We start from the raw sequence: 15827 nt of genomic DNA, 5'->3' as shown, positions 1-15827 counted from the left end.
GTTCATATACAGCGTGACTTGCTCGTCTTAGCTCCACATATTACATTATACAAAATTTGGCAAAATTTGTCGGTCGCCTTCATCCCCGCAGCAAGCTGCGGGGTATTCGGCGACATTTAAATAAAGACCTTATAGACACAAACAGTATGCCGCCCCGGTTTGACCCGATTTTGAATTATATGAGAGAGATGGAACAGAAACCGCAGCCAATGTGTTAGATGCTTTACAAAACGGTTACAATATTACTAACCATATAGACCATTGTGATACTACAGTCATCGGGGCAGGTCCTGATTTTATAACTATTACTGATATTAACAACTTAACTAATGCCCCGAAATTTGCAGTATGGTGGACTTGTGGCTGCTATCCCGCTGATTTTGAATACGATGATTGTATCGCTGAACACTGTATTTTAAATCCTAACGGCGGGATGGTATCTTTTTGTGGCAATTCTCGTTACGGATGGGTTGGTTATGCTGATAGTCAACTGGACCCTGAATTTTATGTTTCTCTTTTTCAAGATGATTTATACCATATTGGCGAAACTTTATTAGATTCTAAAGCTACTTTTGTACCTCCTGCCGACAATGTTATGCGATATTGTATTTACGAGCTGAATTTATTTGGTTGTCCGGAAATGACAATAATTACCGATACACCGGAGAATCTCGTGGTTACTCATCCTAATACTATCGGTATGTTGATTCCTACAAATGTAACCGTTACAGTGTATAAAAATGGTAATCCTGTTGCCGGAGCAAGAGTGGCGATTTCACGGGTTGATGCTCCGGATGATTATTGGACTGGTTTAACCGCTGCAAATGGAAGCGTAACTTTATCCAATGTTACAGTCAGCCAAGAAGGTGATTATGATATTGTCGTAACTGCTCATAACGGTTTACCTTACGAAGGTATAATTACCTCTGAAAGCGAACCACCAGCCGGAATTTCTAATCTTACCGCTCTTACTGGAAATTCTGATGGCGAGATATTTTTACAGTGGACAGCACCTGGAGAAGATGGAACTGTGGGTACGGTATCCGGATATCTGGTAAAATATGCTACCAGTCAGATCAATAATCTTGATTTTTATGCTTCCTGGGTAAGTACCTATACTCATTCCTGGACAGGATTTTCTACTGCTGGTAGTGAAGAATCCCGCTTATTAACCGGACTAACTCCCGGGGTTACTTTATATTTTGCCTTAAAAGCGTACGATATAGCGGAATTCTATGGAGTATGGAATTCGTCAATTGATGTTCCGGGCATAAACACGGCAAATTATGCGCCAGTTCAAGAACTCGTTCCGCCTGCACCAACAAATTTGTCTTCTATTCCGTATAGTACGGAAATTTATCTTATCTGGACTGCGCCTTCACCATATCCAACTGATTTTGACTATTACCGAGTATATTGTGATTCCACAACACCATATGATTGGGTAGACAGTTTTATTGCTACCGAGACGATAAATAGCTCGTTTTTACATATAGGTCTTACAAATTATAACACATATTATTATCGTGTGACAACAGTAGACCAGGAACCAATGGTATTAGAAAGCAGTTATTCTAATGAAGTATCAACAGCACCGTATCTATGTGCTCCTTTTGCTCCAACAAATTTTGTAGGGTTCGCTTTATCTACAACAGCAATTCAATGGGCATGGGAGGATAATTCATCATCTGAGGATGGTTTTAGAATTTATACAGCGACGGATGGTCTTATCGCTGAGGTTTCAACAAATACAATAAACTGGACACAAAATGGATTAAATCCAAACACATCTTCTTATATATATTCAATATGTTCATTCAACAGTTATGGAGAAAGTAACAAAATTTCTCTTTCCGTATATCCTGTTTACAGTTTAGCTAACCCACCGACAGGTTCTTCAGTGGTTTCAGTGTCTTCAGTGACAATAACAATTCAGTGGTCTGCAAACAGTAATCCCGCTTATACCCGCTGGGGAATAGTGCGGTCAACCGAGAGCGGATTTACATCTGTCACTACATTAAAAGCATTTGCTGATAATTACATATCAACTTCTTATTTTGCTTCTGACCTCTTACCTCTTACTTCTTACTGGTTCAAGGTATCTGCTTTCAACGAAGATGGAGTTGCAACAGTATTTGACCAAACGGTCTCAACGAAAACACCGCCCGCACCACCCGCACCGCCCCCACCACCTGACAATAATCCACCGACATTGTCTTGGACTGGTGAAGCGAATTATATTTCCGACGGACTTAACCCTATAATAGGAACATCTACAAATACCTACATTTACCGAGTAAAATACACGGATGCTGATAACGATGCTCCTTATTCGGGCTATCCAAGGGTTCACATCAAAAAAGGTGGAGCAGAGATAACTGGCAGTCCATTTACGATGACTGCTGCGGATAGTAATTCATATTCAACAGGCAGGAAATACAGTTATTCAGCGACGCTTTCTGTTGGAACTGATTACACCTATTACTTTGAGGCACAGGATGCAAACGGTGCAACCGCCAACCACCAACCACCAACCGATGTTGATGCACCTGATGTAATAGTGCCAACTTATTATATTAAAGGCTATGTGAAAATGCCAACTGGTACAGCGATAAATGGTGTGACACTGAATTTGACTGGTGTTAATGTGAAAAAAGTAGCAGTTACAAATGCTTCAGGGTATTATGAGTTTTTGAATCTTCTATCTGGTAGTTACACAATTACACCAAACAAACTCATCTATACATTCAGCCCTGTTTCCAGAAGTACAATATCTTTAGATAGAAATATTGATAATTGGGATTTTACCGGGATAGCATACATAACAGCGGGAGAAATAAAAATCATAGGTGGAACAGAAAGTAAGGGAGCTGTTAATCCCAATAAAGATGAATCAGTAAAAATTGATTTCAAAGGTAATTCTATTGGTAAATTTGAGTGTAAAATATTTATGCTGACAGGCGAGATTGTTTACGAGGAAACAAAAGAGAATATCTCGGTGGGCAGATTTGAATGGATACCGAAGGATATCGCATCAGGGATTTATGTTGTCTATATCAAAGGTCCCGGTGTAAAAATCCATAAAAAAATGGTAATACTAAGATGAAACAATTACAAATTTACAATAGGAAATGTTTGGGATTGGTTTTAATTTTTAGTTTTACATTTCTAATTTTTAATTATCTCTATGCTTCTTTTGGTAGAAGTGGCTGGATAATTTTCAGAAAGGCACAGTCATCAAAGTTTAAAGGACTTACGACAGTTGGTGCTATCAGGGGTGATTTATCAGGCGTATTTTATAATCCAGCTGTTTTAGGTACAAACAACCAAAGAGAAATATTTTTTATATCAGAACTTGGGTTTGCTGAAGATAAATTTGGTGGTTTTGTTTATGGTGAACCACTGAAAAACGGAATGATTTCTGGTGGTATTGTTTATTACGATGCAGGTAAAATAGAACTTAACTGGCTTGAAGATGGTGAACTTAAAACAAATGAGGAGATTATTGCCCAAAGAGATTTATTGGGTATATTATCATATGGGCATAAATTTAGTGATGATTTATTCAGCGGAGCATCACTAAAACTTGCAACAAGCAAAATTATAGAAAGAGAAAGTGCATTTGCATATGCTGGTGATTTAGGAATCTTTTATCTACCATTAAAGAATTTTTCTGTTTCAGCAGCAGCACAAAATCTCGGTTCATCCACAAAATTTATTGATGATAAAAATTCACTCCCGACTTCTGCTTATCTGGGTAGCGGTTATCTCTATTATCTATCGCCTGTTGTCTATTGTCTATCCGGCGCCGGAGCAACATACAATTTTACTGACAAAAAATTAATTCCTGAGATAGGATTTGAGTTCGGCTGTGATTTTGTTTCAATAAATGTAGGTTATCGTTTTAATATTGATGAAGCCAATCTACACTTTGGATTAGGAGTTACCTACAAAAATATTGATTTCGGTTATGCATATATTCCGGGTATCTATCTTAATACAACCCACCGTGTAAGTATTGGCTATAGATTCGGTTCTTCTATTGAAACAAACTTAGCACAGGTGAAGGAAATTGTGCCTACTGCAGAAGTCATTATTTCACCTGAGGAGAAAAAAGAGAAAATGAGGGAACTGTTTGTTGCGGGACAAGAGGATTTCAAGCAGGAAAACTATGAGCCGGCAATAGAAAAATTCCAGCAGGTTGTGAAACTTGAGCCCTCACATCAACTTTCTAAAACCAATATTGCACGAGCAAAAACTAAACTTAGAGACAAAAATATACTAATTATAGAAAATTATCACAAACAGGCAGATAAATTCATATCAGTTAAAAAATATAAAGATGCTGTAAGGACTTATCAAGAAGCAATAAAGCGGTTTCCATATGAAAAGAAATTCTACCAGAAACTTGCTACAATTCATATGAAACAAAACCAGACCGGATTTGTGATTGATACATATCTTGCGTGTTTAGAAAAAAATCCTGATGCGAATGATATGCGAAAAAATCTGGCATATGCATATGAAGAGATGGAAAAGAAGGCGAAATTTTCTTACGGCAAATACTTGAAAAAAGCAAAACTACACTGGGAAAAACTGCTCGGCACAGAGTATGATAGTTTAGCAAAACAGCATCTTGAAAAAAGATATTAAATTTTATAGAATAAATCAGGGAGAAAAATATGGATAAAAGAAAAAACTTTTTTGTTGAGAAGGGTCTTCAGGTAAAATATGCTGTTGTGATTGCTGGCTTTTTGACTGTCTTGCTTTTTATCGCCTGGGGGCATGTTTATTATCTTGTGTCAAATATCCTGCCGAATATTCTATCGTCGGAAATGGGGAAGGAACTAACAGAGTTGATAAAAACACTTATCAAGGTAGGTGTAGGGTATATAATCGCTGTTGTGATTTTGGCAGTTTATCTATCACACAGAATCGTCGGTCCGCTAAACAGAATAAAAAAGATACTTATGGAAATACAGCAGACAGGTAATTTTGATAAGGAGTTTTTGCCAAGAAAAAATGATGAACTGTATGACCTCTTAAATTGTCTTGATGAAACATTCAAGAAACTGCAGGAGAACCGACTTGTTTATCGTACCCATCGTCAGCAAATCTGCGAAAAAATAAAAGAGATTGCCGCATAATTAAAAAACGCTCCGAATAAATCTGAACTTCTCACCGAACTTGAACAACTTGCCGAAAACCTGAAACATCCAGGATTGCCTCGCTAATTAACACATTCTTTACAAATCTTAAAAAATTAGATATAATTCTTACGAAATACGAAAAATTCCATTATCACATTGTCGCTAATATGATACTCAAAAACAAATTTGAAATACCTGATGATATTCGTCAGGCAAAAATTATACAGCAGGAACTTGCACAAAAAGTGATACTGCGAAGTGATTTTGATGATATTGCACGGATAAAAACGGTTGCCGGCTGTGATGTTTCATACTCAAAAGACGAAAAGAAAATCTATGCAGTAGTTGTGGTGTTTGATTTTTCAACATTAAAAATTTTAGAAAAAGTAAAAATTAGATACCGCAAAAAATTTCTGTTCCCGTATATCCCCGGTTACCTTTCTTTCAGGGAGGGTCTCGTTTTGTTTGAAGCGATAAAAAAATTAAAAACTGAACCGGATATCTTTTTGTTTGACGGGCAGGGAATTGCGCATCCGAGGGGCATTGGCATTGCCTCACATCTCGGTGTTATATTTGATAAACCATCAATCGGTTGCGCAAAATCACTTCTTTATGGAAATTATGAAGAACCACCGCCGGGATTAAAAGGTACCTATACATTTCTGAAAGATGATGCAGGAACTGTAATCGGACTGACTATGCGGTCAAAAAAATATACAAAACCGATTTTCATTTCACAGGGACACAGAATCGGCTTAATCATTTCGGCAGATATTGTGTTTCAGTGTCTCACAAAATATCGGATTCCTGAACCATTACGGTTAGCACATATAGAGGCAAACAAAAAAAATTGACATCTTAATTTTTTTTTGTATAATAAAATTATGCCTGAATTAAGACGGGACCTAATATCGCAAAAATGGGTTATCACAGGAACAAAGAATGCGGATGAATTCCTGTCATCATTAAAATTTGAACAAAAAGAAACTCCCGATGGCTGTTATTTTTGTGAAGGTAACGAAACAAAAACACTTTCGGAAATATATTCAATTCGGAAATTTGATACTCGGCCGAACACACCGGGCTGGCAGGTGCGGGTAATCCCATCAAAAGCAGCGGTATTCAAAATTGAAGGCGATATCGGTAAGGTTGGACACGGAATTTATGACCTGATGAACAACATTGGCGCACACGAACTTATCATAGAATCACCACAACATATCAAAAATATCTGCGACCTCTCTGCTGAACAAATTCTGCGGGTATTAAAGGTTTATCAAACACGATTGCGAGACCTTGATAATGACGAACGGTTAAGATATGCTTTGATTTTCAAGAATCAACGACCACAATCACCTCTCAGATTCGGACATACGCATTCTCAACTTGCTGCATTACCATTAACACCAAAAACAGTCAAAGATGAATTGTTATCGGCAAAAGAGTACTATTCATACAAAGAGCGATGCATTTTTTGTGATATGATTCATCAGGAACAAAAGGACAAGAACCGGCTTGTTGAAGAAAATAGTGACCATATCTCATTCGTTCCATTCGCAACCAAATTCCCGTTTGAACTCCTAATACTGCCCAAAAAACATAATGTTGATTTCCGTCTGGAAAGCGAAGCATCATTAAAAAATCTTGCGCAGACATTAAAAATCTCGCTATCTAAAATTGCACTGGCACTTAATGACCCGCCATTAAATTATATACTTCATTCTATTCCGTATATGCGACAAAAACAGGACTACTGGAAAACTATTCATAACGATTATCACTGGCATATTGAGATATATCCGCAGATTCAAGAAATTACAGGGTTTGAATGGGGTTCAGGGTATCATATACAGCCGTTATTACCTGAAATATGCGCAAAAATACTGAGAGATACAAAATAGTTTCAGCATCGGCGATAAAAAATTTTGATAAACTTGCAGTTAAAAAATTTTTAGTTCCGTCAATAGTGTTGATGGAGAATGCTGGAAAAAATGTAGCCGAAATTATTTTGGAAAAATTTCAGCCCAGAAGTGTTGCAGTATTCTGTGGAGGTGGAAATAATGGCGGCGATGGCTTTGTAGTCGCTCGGCATCTTTATAATAAGAATGTAAAAGTAAAAGTTTTTATCGCACAGTGCAAAAATAAGTATACCGGTGCTGCACTTACAAACCTGAAAATTATTGAAAAACTAAAAATACCAGTTCTGAAATTTAATACGCATTCTCCAAAAATTACAAATACAGATTTAATTGTAGATGCGTTGCTTGGTACAGGTACTAAAGGTGAGGTCAGAGGAATATACAAAAAAATTATTGATAAAATAAATTCTACTAAAAAGCCGGTTGTATCAGTTGATATTCCGTCGGGTATTGATGCTGATACAGGGAAGGTATTAGGGAGTGCTGTGAAATCAAATGCAACAATCACGATGGCGGCAATAAAAAAAGGGCTTTTAATAAATGCTGGCAAAGAATACTCTGGTAAAATATTTGTCGTGGATATTGGCTTGAAATTTTAGGGGATAGCGGATATAGATTCCCGACAATCCCGATGTCCATCGGAATTCAGCAGCCCTTCGGGAGAATTTGGAGTTTGCTGTTAATGGGGGTAAAGGGGGAGAGTAGAAAAAACAGGTTTAAGGTTGGAAGTTAAAAGTCAAAATGTAAGCAAATGCTTACATTTGAATTTTGCTCCTTGGTAAAACAGGAAAAATCAATTAGTACAATTGTACTACTTGAAAAATTGCTCGTCGGTAAATTTTGGTTTTTTCAATTAGTACAAATGTACTAAATCAATTTTTTCTTGATTCTTATTTCTCAATTCTATGCCGTTAAAGGGGGTGATAAAAATGACAATGGCCACAGGATTGGTTTTGGTACGGCTGGTTGCAGGTAAGGAAAAACAAGCACTTAATAAACTGAGAAATATTGAAGGCGTAACACATATAAGCGCTGTGTTCGGAAGATGGGATTTGGTGATTGATGTTGAGGCGAATAATCTATCTGATTTGACTTCGCTTGTTGTTCATAAAATTCGTACTATCGCCGGTGTTTTAGGTACTGAAACATTGATAACCACCGCAATATAAAAAGATGCGAGGGTTTAGGTGGGTTTTAACCCACCTGCCCAAACCTGATGCATCACACAACAATGTAGCCGAGAATTCATTCTCGGTGAGTGAAGCGAATAGGAGGTGAGAAAATTATGGTAAAAGATATTACAACCCTTCTGAAAAATACAGAATCACATCTGCTAAAAAATATAATACACGCAGGTGGTGTTGTTTTAGGAGTAAAAATTAAAGGTAAAACAGGTGTTTTGGTAAAAGACGAAGAGTTTTCCGATAGATTACAAGCAGAAGTTGCCAAAAAAACAGGTGTCGGCGGGTTTATATCAACCGATGAACTACCGCGGTATGGTATAAGTGCAAAAGAAAAAGCAGAAATTGAAAAGGATTTCAACTGCTTGAAAAAAGATGTGATTGTCTTTGTTGCGGCTGACAAGGAAAAAGCAGAAAAAGCAATTCAGATAATTGAAAACGAAATGACAAAAAGAGTAGAGGTAAAAAGGGAGCGAAAGAAGAAAATAGCTAAAACAAAAAAGACAAGCAAAAAAATAAAATCCAAAAAGAAAAAATAAGAGTTTGCCACTATTTATGAAAGAATTTTTTAAGAACATATCCGTGTTGTTGGGCGGATTTATTGTTTTTTTATTATCCGCCACTTTTTTATGTTCTGATTATTATTTTGATAGCAATACTTCTACAGATTTAACAGCAATTTATATATGGGTAAAGGTTGGCTCATTTGACGAAGATAAAGACAATTCCGGGATTTCACATTTTATAGAGCATCTAATTTTTAAGGGCACACCAACAAAAACACAGAAAGATATAGCACCTGAAATTGAAAAACTCGGTGGAATAATAAACGCAGCAACCTCAAAAGATTTTACTTGTTTTTATACGATTGTTCCGAGTAGTTATACATTAAAAGCTACTGAAATCCTAACAGATGCGGTTTTGAATCCTGTATTCCCGGAAGACGAAATTGAAAAAGAACGAAAGGTAATTTTAGAAGAAATAAAACGAAAAGATGATAATCCGCAATCTCAACTTTTTGATGAATTTTATAAGCTGGTCTATGAACCAACTTCATATGGAAAACCTGTTATTGGAACTGCAGAAATTGTTACAAAACTCAACCGGACAGATTTCTTGTCATTCCATAAAAAGTTTTATACACCACAAAATATCATAGTTGTTGTTTCAGGCAATTTTGATAGAAAGTCCATTTTTTATGTGCTGAAAAATGGATTTAGTAAATTACCAAAATCAAAATATACTAAAAAAACTAATATGAAAGAATTTAGTAATCCAGAAGTCCAGAAATCAGATTCAAAAATTATTATCAAAAAAGATGTTGCACATCCATACATTCTGATGGGCTTTACAGGCGCATCAGTAGAAAATACTGACCAGTATGCGCTTGATCTGGTTTCTTATGTTTTAGGTTCAGGCAGGGCTTCTCGGCTTTACAAAAAGCTTGTAGAAGATACAAAACTGGCGTATACTATTGGTTGCTCGTTTTCTACACATAGGGGGCCAGGTTTGTTTTATGTTTATGCCGAATGTCCGTCTGAAAATACAAACTCATTGATAAATCGGGTGTCGTTAGAACTGTTAGATATTACTGTTAACTCAGTTACTAACGACGAACTTAATAGAGCAAAGACACTTTTAATACGGGATAAACTTCTGCAGGAACAAACACCCGACGGTAAAGCCGAAACTATAGGTTTTTATGCTACACTTGGCAATCCAGAAATTGTTAAAAATTATATCAAAAATATCAAAAAACTAAAACCACAGAATATTAAAAAAGTAATGTCAAAATATCTAATTTTTTCAAATATTCCAACGGTTATTATTACACCATTAGAAAATTAGAAAATTTTCTAATTTTGAAATTATGAAAAAATTTGTATTTGTAGCAGTTTTTTATTTTATATTTTTAATTCTTAATTCTTGCTATTCTCAACCAACGAAAATTCAATTTGAGAATGGTTTTACACTTGTCTATTCTGAAAAGAAGAATCTGGGACTTGTCAGTATAAATCTATTTGTGAAAGGTGGGGCTTTTACTGAATCTGATGAAGTATCAGGAATAACAAGTATTACCTGTGCGGTGTTGACAAAAGGCACATCTAATAGAGATTCTGACAGAATTGCGAGTGAATCAGAATCGCTGGGTGCTTCAATCTCTGCTGGTTGTTTAGATGACTTTTTAGAAGTTTCAATGATAGTTCTATCTGAAAATTTTATGTCTGCATTTGATATTTTTGCCGATGTTGTAAATGCCCCAACATTTCCTGCTGACGAATTTGAGAAAGAAAAAATAAAAACAATCGCAGCAATAAAATCCAAAACAGACCATATTTTTAGTGTTGGATATGATTTATTTAACGAACAAATTTTTACCAATCACCCATATCACAGACCTGTAATCGGTTATGAGATAACTGTTTCATCACTGACTGTTGAACAGGTTGTTGATACTCACAAAAAATTATTTAAACCTGAAAATATGGTATTGTGTGTTGTCGGTGATATTGAGTTTGAGAAAGCAAAATCTGTTGTTCAAAAATATTTTGGAAATATATGGATTGACACAGGTATTCGTGAAAAACTTTCAAGTAGTTCAAAAATTCGTGATAATTCGTATAAAAAAATCGTTGAGGGTAAATTCAAACAATCATATATTTTTACAGGTTTTTTAGCGCCTGATGTTACTTCTAAAGAATATGCTGTTGTTAAAGTGATCAGTACCATTTTAGGTGGTGGAATGGGTTCACGACTTTTTGAGGCATTACGAGAAAAAAGCGGGCTTGTATATGAAGCATCTTCGTTTTATCCAACCAGAAAAGAACCAAGTGCGTTTGTGTTATATGCTGGAACATCAAAAGAAAATATTGAGACAGTAGAAAGTGTATTGGCAGACGAACTAAAAAAATTAGCCGAAATTACCGACGATGAACTAAAAAATGCTAAAGAATATCTAAAAGGCACTTATCAGTTAGACCATAGAACAATCCAGCGACAGGCATGGTGGCTTGGCTTTTGGGAGATACTTGGCAAAGGATATGAATATGATAAAAAATATTTAGATGATATTGATAAAGTTACTATTGCTGATATAAAAACGACCTGTGAAAAAATTTTCAATGCTAAAAAAGAAGTAACTATCATCTTAAAATAGGTATTATCAAAAATAAATAAAATGTAAGCAAATGTTCTAAATGAAATTTATTAGAAAACTTTATGACTGGGTTTTGTCGTTAGCGGAATCTAAACATTCCAACTGGGCGCTTTTTTTGTTAGCATTTGCTGAATCTTCATTCTTCCCAGTTCCACCAGATGTGCTTTTAATTGGGCTTGATATCGGTAAACCTAAAAAATCGTTTTTTTACGCAACAATATGTACTGCCGGGTCTGTAATCGGCGGAATTTTTGGATACTTCATCGGCTATGCTGTATGGCAGGCAGTTAAAGATTTTTTCTTCAGGTGGGTATTCAGTCAGGAACTGTTCACTAAAGTGCAACTCCTTTATCAACAAAATGCTTTCTGGGCTGTATTCACCGCTGGTTTTACGCCTATCCCGTATAAGGTTTTTACTATCGCAGGTGGTGTATGTGAAATTGGGCTGGCTGTGTTAATTTTGGCATCTGTGTTGTCACGTGGCGCTAGATTTTTTATTGTGTCTTTTCTAATTTGGCAGTTTGGCGAGTCGGTTAAAAAATTTATTGATAGATATTTCAATTGGCTCACAATTCTATTCGTGATTCTTTTGCTCGGTGGATTTATAGTCCTGAAAAAAGTATCTACACCTAAACAACTGAACAATACAAAAGTAGAAACCGAGCGAAAATTATTTGGTGACTACTATATTGATTCGTCTATTGGAGATGCATCATATTTGAATCCTGTTTTAGCAACAGATTCAGCATCAAATGATATAAACTCACTTGTTTTTAATGGGCTTGTCAAATATGATAAAAACATAAATATCATCGGCGATTTGGCAGAATCGTGGACTGTATCTGCCGATGGTAAAACTATAATTTTTAATTTAAGAGAAAATGTGAAATGGCATGATGGTAAACCGTTTACTGCCGAAGATGTTGAGTTTACTTATCAAAAACTTATTGACCCGAAAGTAAAAACACCGTATTCATCTGATTTTGAACTTGTTAAAAAATTTGAAGTTATCAATCCATATAAAGTAAAAATCACATACAAAGAGCCATTTTCGCCGGGACTTATTTCTTGGGGAATGGGAATTATTCCTCAACATATATTCTCCGCCGAAGGCAGATCCGCCTCGGGTGGAAAAGACGGTGATTTTAATAACCACCCTGCCAACAGAAAACCTATCGGCACTGGACCTTACAAGTTTGTAGAATGGAAAACCGACGAAAAAATTACACTTGTTGCAAACCCGGATTATTTTGAAGGACCACCTAAAATTCAAAAATATATCTACAGAATTATTCCCGACCAATCGGTTCAGTTTTTGGAATTACGAAACGAGACCATAGATACAATGGGTTTGACGCCAGACCAGTATAACGCCTATCCGAGTATTTTTAAGAACTATAATAAGTTCAGATACCCATCGTTCGGTTATACCTATCTCGGCTATAATCTTTTAAATCCATTATTCAAGGAGAAAAAAATCAGGCAGGCGATCGCATACTCAATAAACAAAAAAGAAATTATTGATGGTATTTTGCTCGGTTACGGTGTTCCTGCAACAGGTCCGTTTCCACCGACAAGTTGGGCTTATAATCCCGATGTAAAAGATTATGAATACAACCCTGAAAAAGCGAAAAAAATTTTTAATGAATTGGGCTGGAAAGAAAATAACGGTATCCTTACAAAAAATGGTAAAAAATTTGAATTCACAATTATTACAAATCAAGGTAATAAATCAAGAGCAGTTGCTGCAGAACTTATTCAAGCGCATCTGAAAAATGTCGGGATAAAAGTAAATATCCGAATTCTGGAATGGTCAACTTTTATACATCAATACATTGACAAGAAAAATTTCGATGCGGTAATTTTAGGCTGGGCTTTAAGCCGTGACCCTGACCAGTATCCGCTGTGGCATTCTTCTCAACAAAAAGAAGGACAGTACAATTTTATATCCTATAAGAATAAAGAAGTTGATAAACTATTAGATGAAGGCAGACGAATTTTTTCGGAAAAAAAACGCCAAAAAATTTATAGAAAAATCCATCAAATCCTTGCAGAAGACCAACCGTATACATTCCTGTATGTTGCTGATTCACTGCCTGTTATTCATAAAAGATTTATAGGCCCTGAAGTAGCACCTTTAGGCATCGGCTGGAACTTCCGCGAATGGTATGTTCCGAAGGAAAAACAGAAGTATTTAGTAAAATAAATGCTTGACAAGAAATCAATTTTGTGTTATAATAAAAACAGGAGGTGAATAAAAAAAGCAAGAAAAGAATATTCTACTGGTAATATCAGACAGGGAACAGTAAAAGAACTGATAAGAGAAATATCATAATGCGTTCACTTATTTGGAGTAATACTTTTATAAGAGCATTGAAAAAATTTCTTCGGAAACATCCTGATTGGCGCAAAGATATAGAAATTGGTTCACACGATGAAGTTTACTGATTAGTTCTTTGTTTTTTATAATGTTTTTTTGAACAGCTTTCCTTAAAGCCAAAATTTTGTTTTTCAAAGAAGGCGAAAAAAGAGAGGAGGCCAAGTATGAAAATGATTACTGAAAATTACAATACCATGAAGTTAATAGAAAAAAGATTGGCCATATTGTTAGGAGCAAAATTTGTGGATAAAAGTAATTTATTTAAAGTCATTAAAAATATGGAAAGATTAAGGAATAGATTGACATCTAAATCTAAAGATTTTAATGGTGTTAAAGAAATTAGAAACTGGAGAAATAGCCGATGCAAGTTTTAGATACTTCTGTCATTTATAAATGGTATGTAGAAGAAAACGGAAGTAGACAAGCATTAAAAATTCTTTCTAATTTTATTGACGGTAAAACAGAAATATCCGTTCCTGATTTGGTTTTGTATGAACTTGCAAATGCATTAAAATCTAATCCCCAAAATATAGAAAAAGATATTGAAGATGTTATTGATAATTTTATCAATCTTAACCTGAATATTGTAGTGGCAACATCTGGTTTGTTAAAAAATGCTGTGAAAGTTTCTTACAAATATGATGTAACAATTTATGATGCTATTTATATTGCGCTGGCAGAAGATTTGAATTTTGAATTTATTACTGCTGATAAAAAACTTTTTGATAAAATTAAGTCTCTCCCATTTGTAAAACTTCTTTAGATTAGTTCTTTGTTTTTTGTAGTATTTTAAACATCTTTCCTTAAAGAGGAAAAAATCCTCTAACTATTCACTAAGGAATGACTGTCGCCTGAAAGGGCGCTGGTCTTTCTCGGGTTTCGTGAATAGTTACCGGGGATTGATTGTCCGCCCTTTTTGTTTGTGGATAGGAGAATGTATCATGAAAACAAGATTTTTTGAGGTAGTAGTTCTTTCGTTTGTTCTATTTCTCGTTTTAACAACATCTGTTCTGGCTGAAACAATATATTTCAAAGATGGAACTGTTATCAAAGGTAGTATTAAATCAACTACAGAAGACAAACTTGAAGTAAAAACAAGTATGGGTAATTTAACTGTTTTAAAAGATGATATAAAAAAAATTGAATATGTGAAAGAAAAAGAAATGAAGAATTCCACTCATCAACCATTAATTAATATAGATAAATTGCAAAATAGTATGTTATATAATTCTGTTAAAAAAATCCAATGGGTTTAATGGTTGCAAGTAGACTTTTACCTGGTTCCCAGTGTTTTTTTCTTGATAGTTATGAAGAAGTTGATAACTTGTTAGATAGAAGTGTGAAAGAGCAAGTAGATGTTTCCCTAAATCGCATAATTCATTATGTGAGCCTTTTTTTTGATGTACCAGGAACCCTTATATTAGCATTAACGAAAGAAGGGGAAGGAGAGAGAAATGCTTTAGGTAATACAACGATAACATATATTGGATTAAGTGGGCATTTATTTACTTCTCTTGCTGGGCCCGACTATAAAGAAAGTGGTAGATTAGCATTGGTTGGTTACATTGCATATTTAGATGGCATTGTAACTAAAGTGGATAAAGAGAAACCTGGTTTATTTGCTGTTGGGAGTATATTTCATCTTTTGAATATTTTATACACTCCTAGGGATGCGGGTATTAATAATAAAGCATTACAAATAAAATATGGTATAATTGAAAAATCAGAAAGAATAAATAGTAGAACCAGTATCTTTATTACTAAAAGATTTTGATTAAAATGAGAAAAAAGGAAAAAGGGGGTAGGTCTTTTTTTTCATAAAAGACGGGATTGTTTCCCCCCGAATCAAGTTCGGGGGTCACAGTGACAAAATGGCTGAGTTGGTGACAGTCACCCCACCATCTGTCTTTTTGAGTAGCGTAGTCAAAAAAGGTTGCTTAAAAAGCTCTTTGAAATATAATTTATCGTCGGAGAACAAGCACTTTTATAGTAAAATAATGGTGGCGCACGCCATTATTTGACCTATAGGAGGCTTGAAAT

The 15827-nt window shown here is 35.2% G+C and carries 14 protein-coding genes and 1 pseudogene; all 15 read left to right on the top strand.

What is annotated here, in order from left to right; all coding sequences use genetic code 11:
• Positions 1 to 208: 208 nt before the first annotated feature.
• Positions 209 to 3106: pseudogene (locus AB1349_09380) on the top strand (C25 family cysteine peptidase).
• Positions 3103 to 4653, top strand: coding sequence for a hypothetical protein (locus tag AB1349_09375; GenBank protein ID MEW6557550.1), 1551 nt, complete (start codon positions 3103 to 3105; stop codon positions 4651 to 4653). The pseudogene AB1349_09380 and the gene AB1349_09375 overlap by 4 nt, the downstream one beginning before the upstream one ends.
• A 29-nt stretch (positions 4654 to 4682) precedes the next feature.
• Positions 4683 to 5147, top strand: coding sequence for a hypothetical protein (locus tag AB1349_09370; GenBank protein ID MEW6557549.1), 465 nt, complete (start codon positions 4683 to 4685; stop codon positions 5145 to 5147).
• A 170-nt stretch (positions 5148 to 5317) separates the two neighbouring features.
• Positions 5318 to 6004 (top strand): endonuclease V, encoded by a 687-nt coding sequence (locus AB1349_09365; GenBank protein ID MEW6557548.1) that lies wholly within the window; start codon positions 5318 to 5320, stop codon positions 6002 to 6004.
• Positions 6005 to 6034: 30 nt separating this feature from the next.
• Positions 6035 to 7051 carry a galactose-1-phosphate uridylyltransferase gene (locus AB1349_09360; GenBank protein MEW6557547.1) on the top strand — a complete coding sequence of 339 codons (1017 nt, stop codon included), beginning with the start codon at positions 6035 to 6037 and terminating at the stop codon, positions 7049 to 7051.
• Positions 7021 to 7668, top strand: a complete 648-nt coding sequence (locus AB1349_09355) for an NAD(P)H-hydrate epimerase (protein MEW6557546.1) — start codon at positions 7021 to 7023, stop codon at positions 7666 to 7668. The genes AB1349_09360 and AB1349_09355 overlap by 31 nt, the downstream gene beginning before the upstream one ends.
• 330 nt (positions 7669 to 7998) lie before the next feature.
• Positions 7999 to 8238 carry an Lrp/AsnC ligand binding domain-containing protein gene (locus AB1349_09350; protein MEW6557545.1) on the top strand — a complete coding sequence of 80 codons (240 nt, stop codon included), beginning with the start codon at positions 7999 to 8001 and terminating at the stop codon, positions 8236 to 8238.
• A 116-nt stretch (positions 8239 to 8354) separates the two neighbouring features.
• On the top strand, positions 8355 to 8789 hold the full coding sequence (locus AB1349_09345) for a GAD domain-containing protein (GenBank protein MEW6557544.1): 435 nt from the start codon (positions 8355 to 8357) through the stop codon (positions 8787 to 8789).
• Positions 8790 to 8805: 16 nt separating this feature from the next.
• A complete protein-coding gene (locus AB1349_09340) occupies positions 8806 to 10098 on the top strand; it encodes a pitrilysin family protein (GenBank protein MEW6557543.1) in 1293 nt (430 codons plus the stop codon).
• Positions 10099 to 10120: 22 nt separating this feature from the next.
• Positions 10121 to 11407, top strand: a complete 1287-nt coding sequence (locus AB1349_09335; protein ID MEW6557542.1) for a pitrilysin family protein — start codon at positions 10121 to 10123, stop codon at positions 11405 to 11407.
• 40 nt (positions 11408 to 11447) lie between these two features.
• Positions 11448 to 13613, top strand: coding sequence for an ABC transporter substrate-binding protein (locus tag AB1349_09330; GenBank protein MEW6557541.1), 2166 nt, complete (start codon positions 11448 to 11450; stop codon positions 13611 to 13613).
• Between the two features lie 338 nt (positions 13614 to 13951).
• The gene (locus tag AB1349_09325; GenBank protein ID MEW6557540.1) at positions 13952 to 14161 is read left to right on the top strand and encodes a hypothetical protein; all 210 of its coding nucleotides are present in this window, start codon (positions 13952 to 13954) and stop codon (positions 14159 to 14161) included.
• Complete coding sequence (locus AB1349_09320; protein ID MEW6557539.1) at positions 14149 to 14550, top strand: type II toxin-antitoxin system VapC family toxin; 402 nt, start codon at positions 14149 to 14151, stop codon at positions 14548 to 14550. Before AB1349_09325 ends, AB1349_09320 begins: the two co-directional genes overlap by 13 nt.
• Before the next feature lie 178 nt (positions 14551 to 14728).
• A complete protein-coding gene (locus AB1349_09315; GenBank protein MEW6557538.1) occupies positions 14729 to 15043 on the top strand; it encodes a hypothetical protein in 315 nt (104 codons plus the stop codon).
• A complete protein-coding gene (locus AB1349_09310) occupies positions 15034 to 15561 on the top strand; it encodes a hypothetical protein (protein MEW6557537.1) in 528 nt (175 codons plus the stop codon). The genes AB1349_09315 and AB1349_09310 overlap by 10 nt, the downstream gene beginning before the upstream one ends.
• Positions 15562 to 15827: the final 266 nt, after the last annotated feature.

This window comes from Elusimicrobiota bacterium, assembly GCA_040757695.1.
Classification (GTDB): domain Bacteria; phylum Elusimicrobiota; class UBA8919; order UBA8919; family UBA8919; genus JBFLWK01.
Note: the sequence above shows the minus strand (reverse complement) of the source record. Positions and strands in the feature narration are given on the sequence as shown.

What these genes read in the sequence shown, in the direction of transcription:
- AB1349_09330 (MEW6557541.1), top strand. Translation starts at nt 11,448, where the DNA reads ATGAAATTTATTAGAAAACTTTATGACTGGGTTTTGTCGTTAGCGGAA.
- AB1349_09365 (MEW6557548.1), top strand. Translation starts at nt 5,318, where the DNA reads ATGATACTCAAAAACAAATTTGAAATACCTGATGATATTCGTCAGGCA.
- AB1349_09335 (MEW6557542.1), top strand. Translation starts at nt 10,121, where the DNA reads ATGAAAAAATTTGTATTTGTAGCAGTTTTTTATTTTATATTTTTAATT.
- AB1349_09315 (MEW6557538.1), top strand. Translation starts at nt 14,729, where the DNA reads ATGAAAACAAGATTTTTTGAGGTAGTAGTTCTTTCGTTTGTTCTATTT.
- AB1349_09350 (MEW6557545.1), top strand. Translation starts at nt 7,999, where the DNA reads ATGACAATGGCCACAGGATTGGTTTTGGTACGGCTGGTTGCAGGTAAG.
- AB1349_09360 (MEW6557547.1), top strand. Translation starts at nt 6,035, where the DNA reads ATGCCTGAATTAAGACGGGACCTAATATCGCAAAAATGGGTTATCACA.
- AB1349_09355 (MEW6557546.1), top strand. Translation starts at nt 7,021, where the DNA reads ATGCGCAAAAATACTGAGAGATACAAAATAGTTTCAGCATCGGCGATA.
- AB1349_09320 (MEW6557539.1), top strand. Translation starts at nt 14,149, where the DNA reads ATGCAAGTTTTAGATACTTCTGTCATTTATAAATGGTATGTAGAAGAA.
- AB1349_09375 (MEW6557550.1), top strand. Translation starts at nt 3,103, where the DNA reads ATGAAACAATTACAAATTTACAATAGGAAATGTTTGGGATTGGTTTTA.
- AB1349_09345 (MEW6557544.1), top strand. Translation starts at nt 8,355, where the DNA reads ATGGTAAAAGATATTACAACCCTTCTGAAAAATACAGAATCACATCTG.
- AB1349_09340 (MEW6557543.1), top strand. Translation starts at nt 8,806, where the DNA reads ATGAAAGAATTTTTTAAGAACATATCCGTGTTGTTGGGCGGATTTATT.
- AB1349_09310 (MEW6557537.1), top strand. Translation starts at nt 15,034, where the DNA reads ATGGGTTTAATGGTTGCAAGTAGACTTTTACCTGGTTCCCAGTGTTTT.
- AB1349_09370 (MEW6557549.1), top strand. Translation starts at nt 4,683, where the DNA reads ATGGATAAAAGAAAAAACTTTTTTGTTGAGAAGGGTCTTCAGGTAAAA.
- AB1349_09325 (MEW6557540.1), top strand. Translation starts at nt 13,952, where the DNA reads ATGAAAATGATTACTGAAAATTACAATACCATGAAGTTAATAGAAAAA.